At 69.5% G+C, this 16,534-nt stretch carries 9 protein-coding genes; 1 reads left to right on the plus strand and 8 read right to left on the minus strand.

What is annotated here, in order from left to right:
- Positions 1 to 3,909: a carbohydrate-binding protein gene (locus WH85_RS34170; protein ID WP_083449459.1), complete on the minus strand. Its 3,909-nt coding sequence runs from the start codon at positions 3,907 to 3,909 to the stop codon at positions 1 to 3.
- A gap of 353 nt (positions 3,910 to 4,262) precedes the next feature.
- Here WH85_RS34170 and WH85_RS34175 point away from each other — a divergent pair, with 353 nt between their 5' ends.
- A complete protein-coding gene (locus tag WH85_RS34175) occupies positions 4,263 to 6,233 on the plus strand; it encodes a carbohydrate-binding domain-containing protein (protein ID WP_157411387.1) in 1,971 nt (656 codons plus the stop codon).
- 66 nt (positions 6,234 to 6,299) lie between these two features.
- Here the strand turns inward: WH85_RS34175 and WH85_RS34180 are convergent, their stop codons facing one another.
- From WH85_RS34180 to WH85_RS34210, 7 genes are all read right to left on the minus strand, one after another.
- Complete coding sequence (locus WH85_RS34180; protein WP_211275534.1) at positions 6,300 to 6,650, minus strand: YybH family protein; 351 nt, start codon at positions 6,648 to 6,650, stop codon at positions 6,300 to 6,302.
- 187 nt (positions 6,651 to 6,837) lie between these two features.
- Complete coding sequence (gene yicI / locus WH85_RS34185; protein ID WP_045746226.1) at positions 6,838 to 9,090, minus strand: alpha-xylosidase; 2,253 nt, start codon at positions 9,088 to 9,090, stop codon at positions 6,838 to 6,840.
- A gap of 9 nt (positions 9,091 to 9,099) precedes the next feature.
- The gene (locus WH85_RS34190; protein WP_083449460.1) at positions 9,100 to 9,984 is read right to left on the minus strand and encodes a carbohydrate ABC transporter permease; all 885 of its coding nucleotides are present in this window, start codon (positions 9,982 to 9,984) and stop codon (positions 9,100 to 9,102) included.
- Positions 9,981 to 10,865 carry a carbohydrate ABC transporter permease gene (locus WH85_RS34195; RefSeq protein ID WP_045746227.1) on the minus strand — a complete coding sequence of 295 codons (885 nt, stop codon included), beginning with the start codon at positions 10,863 to 10,865 and terminating at the stop codon, positions 9,981 to 9,983. Before WH85_RS34195 ends, WH85_RS34190 begins: the two co-directional genes overlap by 4 nt.
- A 58-nt stretch (positions 10,866 to 10,923) precedes the next feature.
- Positions 10,924 to 12,231 (minus strand): extracellular solute-binding protein, encoded by a 1,308-nt coding sequence (locus WH85_RS34200; protein ID WP_045746228.1) that lies wholly within the window; start codon positions 12,229 to 12,231, stop codon positions 10,924 to 10,926.
- Between the two features lie 137 nt (positions 12,232 to 12,368).
- Positions 12,369 to 13,385: a LacI family DNA-binding transcriptional regulator gene (locus WH85_RS34205; RefSeq protein ID WP_045746229.1), complete on the minus strand. Its 1,017-nt coding sequence runs from the start codon at positions 13,383 to 13,385 to the stop codon at positions 12,369 to 12,371.
- 111 nt (positions 13,386 to 13,496) lie between these two features.
- Positions 13,497 to 16,376, minus strand: coding sequence for a glycoside hydrolase family 3 protein (locus WH85_RS34210; protein WP_425394682.1), 2,880 nt, complete (start codon positions 16,374 to 16,376; stop codon positions 13,497 to 13,499).
- Between the last annotated feature and the right edge of the window lie 158 nt (positions 16,377 to 16,534).

Here is a 16,534-nt window from a genome sequence, read left to right on the forward strand (position 1 = left end):
CTAGCAGGCGCCGAGGTTCTGCCACGGGCCGTACGGGTCGCCCGGCTGCTGGGCGCGCGTCCACCACCGGGCCTGCCACCGCCGGCCCGAGTGCACCACCACCTCGTCACCGGTGTAGATCCACGACGGCGTCCAGGCGGTGTAGCCTGCGGTCCCGCAGACGACCGGCGCGCCCACCTCGGCCCAGGGCCCGGTCACCGAGGCGCCGGGTGTCTCGCCGCGGGTCCACCACTGGGCCGCGAAGACCCGGGAGGAGTGCCGGACCCGGTCGCCGGCGACGTAGACGGCGTCTGCCGCCCAGGCGCTGACGGGGTCGCCGGTGCGGGCCACCGCGAGCCAGCTGATCACCGGGTCGGCGGAGCCGGTCTTCGCCACCGTGTAGGTCACGACTGTCGGGGTGGGCACGGTGAACGTGACGGTGCCGGTGGCCCGGGTGGTGGACGAGCTGAGCGCGACCGGGGTGCCGGTCACCGTGGTGCCGTCGACGGTGACGGTCTGCGACATGGCCCGGGTCTGGCTCCACCATTCGGCGAAGCCGGCGGTCAGCACATAGGTACCGGCGTCCAGCGGCAGCCGGTAGCGGATGGTCTTGTTGCTGCCCGCCCAGGTGCCGGTGGAGAACTTGTCGGTGACGTCGGTGCCGGATTTGACGGTGATGCCGTCGTCGACGTAGCCCCAGGTGGTGGCGGAGGTGGAGATCTGGTCCGGCACCTGGTTGACGATGCCGCGCACGGCGGCGAACTGCGGCGAGGTCTGCCCGGCGGGCACCCCGGCGTCGATGTAGTAGACCAGCGACGCCGGCACCACCTCATAACGGGCGGTGATCGCCTGCTTGCGGCCGTCCGCGTACGCCTCGTTCGTCCAGCCCTCCACGGTGACCGTCGTCCACAGCGGCCGGGCGGTGGTGCGGCTGGCAGGTGTCCAGGTGACCGCCCGTTCCCGCCCGTCGATGGTGACGCTCGCCGGCAGGTCGCCGGTGTTCTGCACCGCACCGGCGAGTCCCAGGTCGCGCACCGTGTCGGTGACGTTTGAGGGCCGCAGACCGTCGTACGCCGCGATGAGCCGTGCCGCGATCTCGTTGACGCCGATCGTGTCCAGGCCGGGCTGCCCGGAGAGCGCCGCCACCGCCTGTGCCCGGGTCGCGGCGAAGACCGCCCAGGTCCGCGCCGACCAGTCGGCTTCGGCGGGGGTTCCGACGGCGGCCAGGGCGTTGCGGATCGGCGCGGTGTCGACGGCGCCGGTCACCTCACCGGAGATCGCGGTGACCGCGTCGAGCACCAGGGTGCCGGTACGCAGCGTGAACGTGGCCCGGTGCGGGCCGGCGGCGAGGCCGCGCAGCGTGTACGTGGCCTGCCGTTTACCACTGGCCCGGGTGGTCGCGCCGAGGGCCAGTGGCGTCCCGTCGACGGTGACGTCCAGGGTGGCGCCGCCGGTGTTGCCGCCGATCAGGTCCAGTCCGGTGCCCTGGAATTCGGTCGTCACGGTGGAGCCGGCCACAGCGCTGGTGCTGGTGGTCCGGTGCCAGTCCATCGCGTCACCGGCCGAGGCCCGGTGACTCCACGTGCCGGTGTAGGCGAGAGCGCTGTCCATGTCGTCGACGAGTGTCGACGCGTACGCCGAGAAGCCGTCGATCTTTTCGATCTTGAGGTTGTCGAAGCCGGTGCGGTAGAAGTCGCTGGACAGGTTGACCCGCCCGGCCAGTTCCGGTGCCGGGTCGGTCCAGCTGTGGACCGCGGTGCCGTCGACGAACGCGGTGACCGTCGCGCCCTTCGCCTCGACCGCCAGCCGGTACGCACCGGCGGCGGGCCGGGTGCCGGTGGCGATGGTCGTGCCGCGCTTGAAGAAGGTCCAGGTCCCGGAGCGGTCGATGCGGATGCGGTAGGCGGCGCTGTCCGCGGTCATCCCGCTCTGCTGGCGGACGCCGAGACCGGCTGAGCCGCCCGCCGGGTCGGGGAACGACACGTCGGCGCTCGCCCGGTAGTTCTGCCAGCGGAAGTCACCGACCAGGGTGTTCGGGGTGGTGCGGTTCCACGCCGCGGTGTCCTTCATCGACTGGTCGAGGTATTGATAGAGCGTGCCGTCCGCGCCGACCTGCCAGGCGCCGGTCTGGTCGACGAGGTACCGCGGCTCGTGACCCCGCGACGCCAGGTACGGCTGGGCCTGCCGCTCGGCGCCGTTGCCGACGCCCACCTCGACCGGGCCCTCGTCGGCGTATCCGAAGTCGTCGGCGTAGAGAACGTCGCCGTCGTCCAGGACGGTGCGCTCCCCCGTCTCGGGCAGCCGCCGGCTGGTCTCCGGGTCGGCGCTGCGGTCCAGGGTGGTGAAGGTGACGATCGACCGCGGCTGCACCGCGAAGGTGTAGAAGCCGTCGTCGCCGGGCTGCAGCTCGGCCACCGGCCGCAGGTATCCGGCGGCCCGGGTCTCCCAGACCTCCATCGTGGGGTCCGCGCCGAGGTCCATCTCCTGGGCCTTGATGCGGTACGTCTTGGTGCGGTCGCTGTCGTTGACCGCGATCGTGGAGAAGTCCCGCCGGTCCGGGTCGGCCAGGGTCATGTAGCTGGCCGCGCCGTTGGATCCGTCGATGTTCTCGGTGCCGGTGACCCCGCTCCAGCTGGCTTCCGGCACGGTGCGCCAGATGCCCGCGGTGTTGTCGTCGTTCTCCCAGCCGACCGTGGCGAAGCTGGTGAAGTGGCGCATGACGTAGATCGCCGCGTCGTAGTGGATGGCGCCCGACCACGGGTCGCGGGCGCTGAGCAGTTCCTTGTGGCTGTACTGCGCGCCCTCGTAGAAGGAGCCGATCGCGGGCTGGAAGATGTAGTGGGTCCGTTTGGACCGGTAGTAGCCCTTGACGCTGCGGTTGGCCAGGTCGAGGGCGCTCTGCAGGCCGCCGATGCCGGTGCTCGCGCCGTCCGGCCCCTCGTTGTTGTTGACCCGGTAGTCGGTGAAGCCGAAGGAGCCGACCCCCTCGCTGTACCAGACCTCCTTGTCACTCCGGGTGGCGAGTTTGGTGTACGGCTCGTAGGTGTTGCTGTCGGCGGCCCCGTCGTAGCGGTCGTCGGTGTTGTAGTGGTAGCCGACCGCGTCGACCATCGAGAACAGTTCCGGGTCGTTCAGCAGCGCCGGCCCGATGTTCTTGGTCTGGTTCTCGTCGGACGCGACGATCTTGATGCCGTGGTACGCCGTGGCGGCCGCGGCCTGCTTCTCGGCCGGAATGCCGTACCGCGGATCGGCGAAGTCGTCATCGGTCGCCACCGCGTCGACGTAGTACTTGATGAACGAGACGTCCGGGTTGCCGGTCTCGTTGGTGTCCGGGTTGACGTAGTCGACCATGTAGCCGTACTTCTGGTACGCGTCGAGGATGGTCTCCTTGTACCACCGGTACATCTCGTCCCGGCCGGTTCCGGCGCTCCACGCGGCCTGCACCCAGTAGGGCATGGTCCAGCGCAGGATCGAGACCTTGAGGTCCGGGTTGACCGTCTTGGCGTCGGCGGCGAGCTGGAATCCCGGCGACCGTGAGGCGTCGGCGAGTTCGTCGGCGGTCCGCATCGTCGCGGCGTCCGCGCCGGTGGAGTTGTTGGTGTCCGAGCCCATCTCCATCTTGACGTGGGTGATCAGCGGATGTGTCCCGCCGAACAGCACGTCGATGAGCTGCCAGTACCGCTGCGGGTGCTCCGCCTTGTAGTCCATCAGCAGGTTGCTGGTGCTGTTGGCGCTGATCAGGCCGAGCCCCTTGTAGGTGAGGCCGTTGACGTTGTCCTTGTGGACGTCGGTCCCGTCCACGATCACCTCGACGACGTCGTCGGCGTCGGCCGCGGCCGCGGGCGGCACGCCCACCAGCCCCCACAGCAGCGCCGCCGACATCGCGACGCATCCCGCCTTCCCACGTCCTCCGCGCAGTGCGCTGCTCATCCGCGTCGCGACTCCTCACCGGTGACGAACCTGTTACGGGAGTAAACCGCTCGCAATAAGACACGTCAATGCCTCAATCAATCAGAAACGATCAAAGACATTCAAAGAACACGGTCAAAATCCCTGTGATGTGTACGAATCGAAGCGCTCTCTTCCCGTACCGGAGGCCCCGCGGCCCCCGCTCCCGAACCCGCAGAGTCCCGCTGTGATCGTTTCTGATCACTTTCCGGACGGCGATCCACAGTGAACTCTGAGGAAACGTCGAGCTTCCTATCGATGTACTTCAATTTAAGCTCCCAGGATATCCCCACACCTTCCGGACGACCGCGTCCGGATTCGGAGAGGACCTGTCGATGAGATCCAGCATTCCGCGGGGCGCTGTGCCCGCGGCGGCCGGGGCGTTCGCCGTCACCCTGGTGACCGCCTCGGCGGTGGCGATGGCGGCCGCGCCGGCCACCACCCCGGCCCCGTCGCTCCAGGCCGTGGCCCATACCCCGGGCACCGCGGCGTCCGAGGCCCGCACCCACCTCCGGCCCGACCACGAGAGCGCACGACCGGACGACCGGAACCGCCCGCACCCCGCCGAGCGCCGCATCCGCCTGACCGGGCGCACCGCCCGGGCCGCCGGGCCGGGCGTCACCGTGGACGGCGCGGTGGTGACGATCGGGTCACCCGGCACCTACCGCATCAGCGGAACCCTGACCGACGGTCAACTGGTGGTGGACAGCCCGGGCGACGGCGCGGTCCGGCTGATCCTCGCCGGAGTGTCGATCAGCAGCTCGACCACCGCGCCGCTGGTCGTCGCGGCGGCCGGGCGGGCCGAGGTGGTGCTCGCGCCGGGCACCGCCAACACGCTGTCCGACGGCGCCACCGAACGGGACGAACCGAACGCCGCCCTGTTCAGCGCCGCCGCCCTGACCATCGGCGGAACCGGCTCGCTCACCGTCACCGCCAACGCGGACGACGGCGTCACCAGCACCGACGGCCTGGTCGTCACGGGTGGCACGATCACCGTGAACGCCGTCGACGACGGGATCCGCGGCCGGGACTACGTGGTGGTCGACGGCGGCACGATCACCGTGACCACGGCCGGCGGCGACGCCCTGAAGTCGGACGGCGAGGAGGCGACCACCGGGTACGTCGCGGTCACCGGCGGCTCGGTGACCGCCACCGCCGGCGACGACGGCCTCTCCGCCGCCTCCGACGTGCTCATCGACGGGGGATCCGTCGCGGTCACCGCCACCGGCAAGGGCCTCCACAGCAAAAGATCGACACTGCTCAGCGAGGGTACGGTCACCGTCGACGCCACCGATGACGGCGTGCATGCCGACGACGCGATCACCGTCGACGGCGGCCGTCTCACCGTGGGCAGCGGCGACGACGGACTGCACGCCGAGGGCACCGTGGGGATCAGCGCCGGCGAGGTCACCGTGACCCGGTCGTACGAGGGGATCGAGGGCCTCAAGGTCCTGATCAGCGGTGGCGTCGTCCGCGCCGCCTCGGCGACCGACGACGCGGTCAACGCCGTGGAGGAGGGTGTCGGCGACTTCGAGCCCGCGCCCAACGCGCTGATCGCGATCAGCGGCGGCACGGTGATCGTCGACGGCGGGACGGACGGCCTGGACTCCAACGGAACGCTGAGCATCTCCGGCGGTGTGGTCGTGTCCACCGGCTCGGCCCGGATCGGCGGCGGCGAGGGTGCCCTCGACGCGAACGGTCCCCTCCTGTTCACCGGCGGCACGGCCGTCGCCGCCGGCATCAACGTGATCGCCACCCAGGCGCCCACCAGCGGTCAGGGCTGGGCGATCTACGGCTTCGCCGCCGACCAGCCGGCCGGCACGGTGGTCCACCTGGTCGGCGAGGACGGCGTCCCGCTGCTCACCTATGTGGCCACCAAGGTCTTCAAGGGCGTCCTGTTCACGTCTGCGCAGATCACGACCGGCAGCCACTACATGATCTACACCGGTGGCGCCCCCGGTCCGATCGCACTCGCCGACGGCTTCTCCACCGGCGGCGACCTGACGGGTGCGACCCCGATCGTGGAGCTGACCGCCGGCACGGTCGCGGGCGACGGACAAGGCTTCCCCGGCGGGGGCGGACCGGGCGGCCCGCGCCCGAGCGGTTCGTTCCCCGGCGGCCCCCGGCCGAGCGGGTCCTTCCCCGGCGGCCCGCGCCCGAGCGGCTCGGTCCCGACCGGCCTCCCCACCCCGTCGGCTCCGGCCGACCCGTCAGTCACCCCCGACCCCACCCCGACGGACGACCCCAGCCCGACGGCAGAGCCCACCCCGACGGAGGACCCGCAGCCCTCGACCTCGACCGCCTGACCCTCCACACGCCGACGGCAGCCGCACCCGCCCATGGTGGTGGGTGCGGCTGCCGCCGGGAGCCGGTTACAGCGGAAGGGACGGCTGGTCGACGGCCCAGAGCCAGGATCCGTCCGGCTGGCGGCGGGCGATCTCGACCGTCAGCTGGCCGGTCGGCACGCGGGACGCGGTCAGCGCCAGGTCGCCGTTGATCAGGGCCGGCTGCTGGACGCCCGGCACCAGCACGAGGCCCAGTGCGACGAACTGCTCCATGGCCTTGCGGATCTCGTCGTGGCCGGTCGACAGGGTGCCCGGCGGGAACGCCAGCACCGCGTCCGGCTCGAACAACGCGACCAGCCCGTCGACGTCGCCCTCGTTGGCCAGCTCGATGAAGAACAGTGCGAGATCGTTCGGCTCGGCGGCCACCCTCTTCGTCATGCGGCCATCCTGGCAGCCGGCCGATCCCCGAAGAACCGATGAACCACGGCGCTCCGACCGAACTATCCATTCAGAGTGGACATTACCGAAATCGAAGATCTCCCTCATCCTGCGCCCCGCCCAGAAAGCAGAACGGCCGCCGTTCCGAGAACGAAACGACGGCCGCCTGGCTTCGGGAGGGGAACCGCTATCGCAGGGTCAGGGTGGCGGTGTCCTGGTCGGCGGCGACCTCGACGACCGTGTCACCGGCCTCGACCCGCCACGGCAGCGCGTCCCCGGCCCGCGTCACCCGGATCTCCGCGCCGTCGCGCACCACGGTGAAGACGCTCTCCGTTCCGGCCTCCAGGCCCGGCACCCGCACGGTCGTACTGTCGGCGAGGTCGGCGAAGAGGCGCAGGGTGACGCCGTCGCGGAAGTCGTAGTCGGGGCGGTCCCGGCGGGCACCCACCGGGATCACCGCTCCCGGCCGGACCAGCAGCGGCACGCTGTCGAAGCCGTGCGTCTCCGTCACCCAGCCGGGGCCTTCGACGATCTCCCCGGTCCGGTAACGGGTCCAGCGCCCGGCCGGCACGTAGTACGTGACCTCGCCGCCGGCCGTGAAGACCGGCGCCACCAGCAGGTCGTCGCCGAGCATGTACTGCCGGTCGAGGTGGGTCACCGCCGGGTCGTCCGGGAACACGAACGTCGTCGGGCGCATCACCGGCACGCCGGTCTCGTGCGCCACGTGGGCGGCGCCGAACAGGTACGGCATCAGCCGGTACTTGAGGTGCGTGAAGGTCCGCAGAACGTCCACGGCCTCCTCGTCGAAGAGCCACGGCACCCGGTACGACGACGACCCGTGCAGCCGGCTGTGCGACGACAGCAGGCCGAACGCGATCCACCGCTTGAACACCGCCGGATCGGGCATGCCTTCGAATCCGCCGATGTCGTGGCTCCAGAATCCGAAACCGGACGACATCAGTGACAGCCCGCCGCGCAGGCTCTCCGCCATCGACTCGAAGGTGCTGGAGTTGTCGCCGCCCCAGTGCACCGGGAACTGCTGGCCGCCGACGGTCGCCGAGCGGGCGAACAGCACCGCCTCACCCTCGCCGCGCAGTTCCCGCAGAACGTCGAAGACCACCTTGTTGTAGAGCTGCGTGTAGTAGTTGTGCATCCGTTCCGGGTCGGATCCGTCGTGCCACACCACGTCGGTGGGTACGCGTTCGCCGAAGTCCGACTTGAACGCGTCGACGCCCATCTCCACCAGGGGACGCAGTTTGCTCGCGTACCATTCGCAGGCTTCGGGGTTGGTGAAGTCGACCAGGCCCATGCCGGCCTGCCACAGGTCCCATTGGAAGACGTCGCCGTTGGCGCGCTTCACCAGATATCCGGCGGCCGCGGCCTCGGCGAACAACGGCGAGCGCTGCGCGATGTACGGGTTGATCCACAGGCAGGTGTGCAGTCCCCGGTCGGCGAGCCGTTTGAGCATGCCCGGCGGGTCGGGGAACACCCGGGAGTCCCACTCGAAGTCACACCAGTTGAACTCGCGCATCCAGAACGTGTCGAAGTGGAACACGCTCAGCGGCAGGTCCCGGTCGGCCATCCCGCCGATGAACTTGTTGACCGTCTCCTCGTCGTAGGAGGTGGTGAACGAGGTGGTCAGCCACAGGCCGAACGACCAGGCGGGCGGGAGTGCCGGGCGCCCGGTCAGCGCGGTGTACTTGCGGATGATGTCAGCCTGGGTCGGGCCGTGGATGACCAGGTAGGAGAGCTCCTGCCCGGCGACGCTGAACTGGGTGCGGGTGACCATCTCGGAGGCCACCTCGAAGGAGACCTTGCCGGGGTGGTCGACGAGCACGCCGTACCCGCCGTTGGTCAGGTAGAACGGGACGTTCTTGTACGCCTGCTCGCTGCTGGTCCCGCCGTCCTCCTGCCAGATGTCGACCGTCTGGCCGTTCTTGATCAGCGGGCCGAAGCGCTCGCCGAGGCCGGTGACGACGTGCCCGACGCCGAGGTCGAGCTGCTCGTGCACGTAGGACCCGTCGGCCGAGTCGACGATCCCCATGCCCTTCCAGCCGCTGCCGGTGAGGCGGCGCCCGTCGGCGTCGAGGAAGTCGAGCCCCCACTTCTCCCCCGGGTTGAACCGCGCGGTCAGCGACCCGGACGTCAGCGAGTGGTCATCCACGATCACGGGCACCGGGGACGACGCGACCGAGAAGTTCGGGTACAGCGGACGTGTCCCGCTGAAATGGGAGACGTCGACCCGGATCACGTCGGCGGCCGGCGACGACACCTTTATCGTGATCAGCCCGGAGTTCAGGGTGTCCCCCCGGTGCGTGACCGGGCGCGTCGCCGCCCACACCGTCAGGGAATCGGGGGCCGCCGCGGAATCCTGGAAATGCGCGGGATGAAGAACCGTGAGACCAGCACGCTTACGCCAATAGCCGTCGGTGAACTTCATGATGATCCTTTACTTGATGGCACCGGCAGCGATGCCGCGCGTGAGGGTCCGCTGGAAGATCAGGAAGAAGAGCAGGGCGGGCAGAATGCCGATCAGGGCCGACGCGCTGGTCGTGGTGGCGTCCATCATCCGGTCACCCTGGAGGACGCCCAGGGCCACCGGAACCGTCTGGTTGTCGTTCGAGACGAGGAAGACCAGCGGCAGGAAGAACTCGTTCCATGTCCAGATGAAGAAGAACGTGAACAGCACCCCGAGGGTCGGCATGCTGATCGGGACCACCACCCGCCAGAGCGTGCGCCACCGGCCGGCGCCGTCGACCTCGGCCGCATCCAGCAGTTCCCGGGGGAATTCGGCATAGACCGAGGTGAGCAGGTACGTGCCGAACGCGCTCTGGATGACGGTGAAGATGATGACGACCGCGATCAGGCTGTCGTAGAGGCCGATCTCCTTGGAGATGTAGTAGAGCGGGTAGACCAGCACCTCCTGCGGGAGCAGGTTGGCGACCAGGAAGAACACCAGGAACCAGACCCGGCCCTTGACCCGGCCGATGCCCAGCGCGTACGCGTTGAGAATCGACAGCAGCACGCCGAGCACGGCGACGACCAGGCTGGTGACGAAGCTGTTCCAGAGCTTCTGGCCGAAGTTCACCCGGTTCCAGAAGTCGACGATCCCGTCCCAGTAGAGACTTGTCGGTATCGACAGCGGGCCGTTGCTCGCGTACTCGGCGGGGCTCTTGACCGCGTTGATCGCCACCACGAGCAGCGGCGCGAGGATCAGCAGCAGCAGGACCGCCAGGACGGCGAGCACCACGAACCGGACCGGGTTGCGGTGCCGGGCGGCTTTCGGTGTCACCGGTGACGGCGGCGCCGCCGGGGGCGAGATGGTGACGGTCATGCCCGGTCCTCCGCCCGGTTCTGCAGGCGCAGGAACACGAACGCGAGGATGACGATCAGCACCGTCAACACCGTCGAGATCGCGGACCCGTACCCCACCTGGGCTTTCTCGAAGAAGTTCTTGTACGCGAAGTACGACGGCACCAGCGTCGCGTTGCTCGGTCCACCGCCGGTCAGCACGAACACCTGCCCGAAGATCTTCAGCGAGGCGATCGTGGTGGTCACCAGGACCACGTAGAACTCCGGACGGATCATGTAGACCGTGATCCGGCGGAACTTCTGCCACCAGCCGGCGCCGTCGAGATCCGCCGCCTCGTAGAGCGACGGGTCGATGCGCTGCAGGCCGGACATGAACATCACGATCGGGTAGCCGAGCTGGAACCAGATCATCACGCCCATCACGCTGTACAGCGCGTAGTCCGGGTCGCCGAGCCAGTCCTTGGCCAGGCCGGTGAGACCGACCGCCTCCAGGATCCGGTTGAGCGCGCCGTAGCCGGGGTGCAGGATCCAGCCCCAGACGATGCCGGTGACGGCGACCGGCAGCACCTGCGGCACGTAGTAGCCGGACCGGAAGAGCCCGGCCCACCGGTCGCCGAAGTGTTTGGCGATGTAGTCGAAGAGCACCGCTGCCAGGACCAGGCCGAGCAGGGTGGGGATCACCGCCATCGCGATGATCAGCAGGGCGATGTGCCCGAAGGACGCCCAGAACAGCGAGTCGGCGAAGAGCCGGGTGTAGTTGTCGAAGCCGACCCAGCGGGGGCTGCCGACGCCGGTCCACTTGGTGAAGCTGACGTACACCGTCATCACCAGCGGGACGACGATGACGGCGACCGAGGCGATGACTCCCGGTATCAGGTAGGGCGCGTACCCATGGCGTTTCACGGCCGATCCTTTCCCGCCCGTCGCGGGCGGCGTCCGGGGACGCCACCCGCGGCGAGTCTCACTTGCCCAGGTCGGCCAGGTTCTCGTTGTACGGTCCGGCGATCTCGTCGAGCACCGCGTCCGGCGTCTTCGAGCCGCTGATCAGCCCCTGCATGCCGGCGACCAGCACGTCGTAGTAGCCCGGCGCGGGCCAGTCCGGGTAGAACGCGAGACCGTCACTGGTCGAGATCTTGTTGAAGTTCTCGATCAGCTCCTTGTTCTTCGGGTCGGTGATCTGCGAGACGTCCGCCGCGACCGGGACACCGCCGCTGTTGCCGAGCAGCGCCTGCACCTCGGGCTGCATGGTGATGTCGATGAAGTCGTACGCGAGAGCCTTGGCCTTGCTCTTCTCCGGCACGACCCAGAGGTTGCCGCTGGAGCCCGGGTGCAGGGTGTTGCCCGGGAAGAGGAAGGTCCCCCACTCGAAGTCCTTGATCTCGTCGGCGAAGCGGCCGTACCACCAGCTGCCGGAGATCAGGATCGGGAACTTGCCCTGCGTGAAGGAGACGCCCATGTCCTCGGCCTTGATGCCGGACGAGTCCTTGGGGATGTAGCCCTTGGCCACCCAGTCGGCGAAGGTCTGCGCGCCGTAGGTCAGCTGCGGGCCCTTGAAGTCGACCTTGTTCTTGTAGAGCTGGTAGTCGTCGACGAACGCCCGGTCGGCCTTGGAGAGCGCCAGCTCGTAGAAGATCTGCTGGGCGGGGTACTCGGCGCCGCCGACGGCGAGCGGGGTCACCTTGTTCTGGACGAAGGTGTCCATCACCGTGGTGAACTCGTCGAGTGTGGTCGGCACGGCGAGCTTGTACTTGTCGAAGAGGGCCTTGTTGTAATAGACCATCACGTACTCGCCGTAGTTGGGCACGCCGTAGAAGTTGCCGCTGCCCATGACGCCGTCTTCGTCGTACTTCGCGGTGGTCTGCAGGCTGGTGCTCAACTTCTTGTCCCAGCCCCGCGAGGTCACCTCCTCGGTGAGGTCGGTGAGCAGGCCCTGCTTGGAGAGCAGGCCGGCGGTCGCGTTGCCCTTGTTGTACTCGAGGATGTCCGGCGCGCTGTCGGAGTTGAGGATCATCTGGGCGTTCTGCTGGATCTGCTCGAAGCCCTTCTCCTCGAACTTCACCTCGACGCCGGGGTGGCTGGCCTTGAAGAGCTCGATCGCCTTGTTCCAGGCGATGCCCATGGCGCTGTTCGGGCCCTCGTAGTGCCAGAGGGTCAGGGACTTGGCGTCGGCGCCCTCGTCCTCGCCGCTGCCGCCGCCGCAGGCGGTCAGGGCCAGGGAAGCCGACAGGAGAAGGGCACCGGCGGCGAGGCCGCGTCGTGATCGAAACATGAACGTCCTCCCAGAGGGACTGGTCGAGGAAGCAGTGAGGGGTTGACTGTCGAAGCGCTTCGACGATGGAGGGGAATCCGTCGAAGCGCTTCGACGACTACTCTGCGCCAGACGCTAAGGAACGAGCGCCGTTCATGTCAACGGTGTGTCGGCGAGATTTCGCGACAGCTGTCCCGCTCCACCAGCTCAGGTGCCAGAAGACGGGTGTACTCGACCCGGCGCCCGTCGAGCAGCCGCATGACGGTCTCCACCGCCAGCGTGCCGACGTCGTGCGCCGGAATGTCGATCGAGGTGAGCTTCACCGGCATGGCGGTCGCCACATCCCGCGGGCACACCGCCACCACCGAGATGTCCTCCGGCACCCGCCGCCCGCTGGCCTGCAACAGGTCCAGCAGCGGCCGCAGCGCCTCCTCGTTGTGCACCACCAGGGCGGTCACCCCGGGCAGATCGGTGTCCAGATCCGCCAGGCACTCCCGGGCCCCGGCCGCCCCCGGCTCGCACGGGTGCGACAGCGTGCGCAGGTTCAGCTCCGCCGACGCCTCCAGGAAACCGGTGAGGAACCGGTCCGCATAGGTCGTCTGCCGCCGGTAGACGGCCGGCGACGGGCCGACCAGCCCGATCCGCTCGTGCCCCAGACCGGCCAGATGGGTCAGCGCCAGTTTGGCCGCCGCCCCGAAGTCGAGATCCACGCAGGCGAGCCCGGCGTGATCCGCGGGCAGCCCGATCATCACCGACGGCTGCTTGAGCCGGCGCAGCGCCGGGATGCGCACGTCGTCGCGTTCCAGGTCCATCACTATCAACGCGTCGACCATGGTGCTGTGCGCGACGCGTTCCAGCCCGGCGGTGCCCTCGTCCTTGGTCAGCAGCAGCACGTCGTGGTTGTGCGCGCGGGCCGCGGTCACCACCGCCGTCGCGAACTGCATGATGACCGGCACGTTGACGTCCACCCGCAACGGCGCGACCAGCGCGATCACATTGGTCTTGCTGCTGGCCAGGGCACGTGCCCCGGCATGTGGGTGGAAACCGAGCTCGGCGATGGCGGCCTGCACCCGGGCGCGGGTCTCGGCCGAGATCGGGCGCCGCCCGCTCAGCACGTAGGACACCGTGCTGGCGGACACCCCGGCCGCCCGGGCGACGTCGTTGATCGTCGGCACGGTGCCTCCCCACGTCGACCGGTCGTTCCCGGCGGCCCTCCTACTGCTCAAGGCCACTCCTTTCGTCGGATCCTACAAACACGCGTGATCGCCGCGGCGCTGCCGGTTCGGTCACGTGATGCTGAACTCGGCCAGGCGCAGGCCGGGCGAGGGCACCAGGTAGACGTCGTGACGTCCGGTCACCGGGGCGATCGGGGCGCTCACGGAGGCGTACTCATGAACGGACGTGGTGTCCGCAAGCGTCAGCGTGCCGAGAAGCCTGCCCCGCGCCGAGCCGATCCGGACCTCCACGGTTCCCGCACCGGCGGCGCGAGCCCGGAAGGTGGTCCCGCCGCGCAGCGCGGCATCCTTGAAGGCGATCCACCCGCCGGCCTTCGTGCTGGTCACCGCGGTGCCGCGACGCTTGGTCTCATCGACCAGATCAATATCGTGGTACGCGTCGAAGGTCTCCCCTCGCGTCAGAGGTGCGAGGTCCCGAGCGGGTATCCGTTCTCCACGCACCGTCATCGCGGCGCGGACACGGATGTCTGCGGACGACGGGCCGGCCAGTACGTCGTGCACTGACGACTCGACCACCCAGCGTTGCCGGGTCACGTCCCAGCGGGCCAGGTCGGCCGCCGCCAGACCGAAGGTGACCGTGGTGCTGCGGCCCGGCGCGAGGTGCACCTTGCGGAACCCGCGCAGCTGCTTGACCGGTGTGACGTCGCGTGACGTGCGCTGATGTGTGTAGAGCTGGACCACCTCGTCGCCGGCCCGCGTCCCGGTGTTGGTGACGGTCACCCGCACCCGGCCGTCGCCGACCTGCGGCGTCCCGTAACGGAACGTGGTGTACGACAGCCCGTGCCCGAACGGATAGAGAGGCTTGTCGGTGTCGTAGAGATAGGTCTGCCCACTCTTGATGATGTCGTACTGAAGGAGATCCGCCGGGAGCTGCGACACCGAGGAGTACCAGGTCTGGGTCAGCCGTCCGGACGGGTTGACCGCCCCGTAGAGCACATCGGCGACACCGTGACCGGTCTCGGCCCCCGCGTGCGTGGTCCACAGGATGCCCGGCACGTGCCGCTGCGCCCAGGTGATGGCCTGCGGGTAGCTGCTCTGCAGCACCACCACGGTCCGCGGGTTGGCCGCCCGCACCGCCCGGATCAGCGCCTCCTGCCGGGCGCCGAGGTCGAGCGTGGCCCGGTCGTGCACCTCGCGTCCGGCGACGAACGGGTTCGTGCCGACGACGACCACGGCGGTGGACGCCTTCCGGGCGGTGGCGGCGGCCGCGGCCACCCCGTCGACCAGCAGTTCCCGGCTGAACCGGGCCGCGCCGGCCGCGGTCGGGGCCCCCAGCGACAGAACCCCGTCGGCGCCCACGGTCACGTAGTGGTTCGTGCCGAACCAGGACTCCTGCGTCTCGTAGCCGGCGTAGTTCAGCACGACCGTGCCGTCGCCCTGGTCCTCGATCCGGAACTGCTGCTGGACGAACCAGCCGCCCGGCTCGTCGGCGTTCGCCCGGAACGGCCCCCAGTCGTAGGAGACCAGCTTGCCGGTGGAGACGCTGCGCAGCGTGGACACGCCGTCGCCCCAGTCCTCGCTGTCGAACTGCGCGGCGGCGACCGGGGTGTCCGCGGTCACGCCGAGCGCCGTCTCCCCCACGGTCACGTACCGGCCGGTCGCGACGTCGCGCAGCGCGATCCGGTCCGCCCCGCCGGCCGTGGTGACCGTGGCCGCCCGCTCGGCGATCGCATCCCGGGTCGAGACACGGTACGGCAGTCGTCCCCCGTACCAGTCGGTGTGCACCTTCTCGGCGAGCGGACCGACCACCGCGACCGTACCGCCGGGCTTGAGAGGCAGCAGGCCGTCGTTCTTGAGCAGCACGGCGGCCTCCCCTGCGGCCTCCCGGGCCAGCGCCCGGTGCTCCGGACTGTCGATCACCGCCGGGGTGATGCCCGCGTGCGGACCGCCGTCCGGGTCGAACTCGCCGAGCCGGAACCGGATGCTCAGCGCGTTGCCGACCGACTCGTCGATCTCCGCCTCGGTGAGCAGTCCCCGGTCCAGGGCCTGCCGGACGGCGGTGATCGTCGGCTGGGCGTCGGTGTCGTTCACGGTGAAACTGTCCAGACCGGCCTGGAGCACCGCCGCGTCCGCCTCGGCCTGCGTCGCGAAGTACGCCTGCGAGCCGGTCAGGTTGGTCGGCGCCCACGCGTCGCTGACGTTGAACAGCCGCCGGTCGCTCCAGGTCGGCAGCAGCTCACCGAGATCCGGGTCGACGGTGGCCGGCCGCCCGTTGATCAGGTTGTAGGAGGCCATCACCCCGGTCGCCGCGTCGTTCTCCAGCGCGATCCGGAAGGGTGCACGGTCGTACTCGTTCAGGACGCGCTGCGGCACGTTGGACGAGGTCACGTCCCGTTTGGCCTCGTTGTTGTACGCCGCGTAGTGCTTGAGCGTCGGCGCGACCAACAGATGATCGGGGTCGTCGCCCTGCAACCCGTGCCCGTACGCGGTGGCCATCGCCCCGGTGAGCAGCGGATCCTCCGAGTACCCCTCCTCGTTGCGCCCCCACCGCGGATCGCGCAGCGGGTTCACCACCGGCGCCCAGGCGTTCAGCCCCCAGACCACCGGATCCTGCGCGTGCAACCCGCGCAGCTCGTCGCCGACGGCCGCGCCGACCCGCTGGACCAGGGCCGGGTCCCAGGTGCTCGCCAGGCCCACCGCCTGCGGGAACACCGTCGCGGTGGCGTCGACCTTGGTGTTCGTCCGGTGGTCGTTGGACCAGGCCACCCCGTGCAGCGCCTCGGTGCCGGTCTTGAACAGGCCGATGCCGAGGCGCGGGATCGCCGGCTGGTACTGGTGCAGCATCGCGATCTTCTCGTCCAGGGTGAGCCGGCCGACCAGGTCCTCGATCCGCGTCTCCAGCGGCAGGGCCGGGTCCCGGAACGGCGGCTCGGCGGGTGCCGCCCCGATGAGCAGGGGCGCGATCAGCAGAAGCACGGCGGGTATTCGCACGGGGTCTTCCTTTCTCGGGGCGCGTTTGTCCACCGTTCGTCGAAGCGCTTCGACGAACGGTTGTCACGATGAGTCCAGAAAGGGTTGCGGTGGGGTCACCATAGATTGCCGCTGATGCGGGCGGCAACCATCTGTCGCAGCTTCCCGGAAATCACGCG

Origin of the sequence: Actinoplanes rectilineatus, assembly GCF_000962825.1 — a bacterium.
In the GTDB taxonomy this organism is placed as follows: domain Bacteria; phylum Actinomycetota; class Actinomycetes; order Mycobacteriales; family Micromonosporaceae; genus Actinoplanes; species Actinoplanes rectilineatus.

Coding starts and splice junctions, on each gene's coding strand:
- WH85_RS34170 (WP_083449459.1), bottom strand. CDS start 3,909: ATGAGCAGCGCACTGCGCGGAGGACGTGGGAAGGCGGGATGCGTCGCG.
- WH85_RS34175 (WP_157411387.1), top strand. CDS start 4,263: ATGAGATCCAGCATTCCGCGGGGCGCTGTGCCCGCGGCGGCCGGGGCG.
- WH85_RS34180 (WP_211275534.1), bottom strand. CDS start 6,650: ATGACGAAGAGGGTGGCCGCCGAGCCGAACGATCTCGCACTGTTCTTC.
- yicI (WP_045746226.1), bottom strand. CDS start 9,090: ATGAAGTTCACCGACGGCTATTGGCGTAAGCGTGCTGGTCTCACGGTT.
- WH85_RS34190 (WP_083449460.1), bottom strand. CDS start 9,984: ATGACCGTCACCATCTCGCCCCCGGCGGCGCCGCCGTCACCGGTGACA.
- WH85_RS34200 (WP_045746228.1), bottom strand. CDS start 12,231: ATGTTTCGATCACGACGCGGCCTCGCCGCCGGTGCCCTTCTCCTGTCG.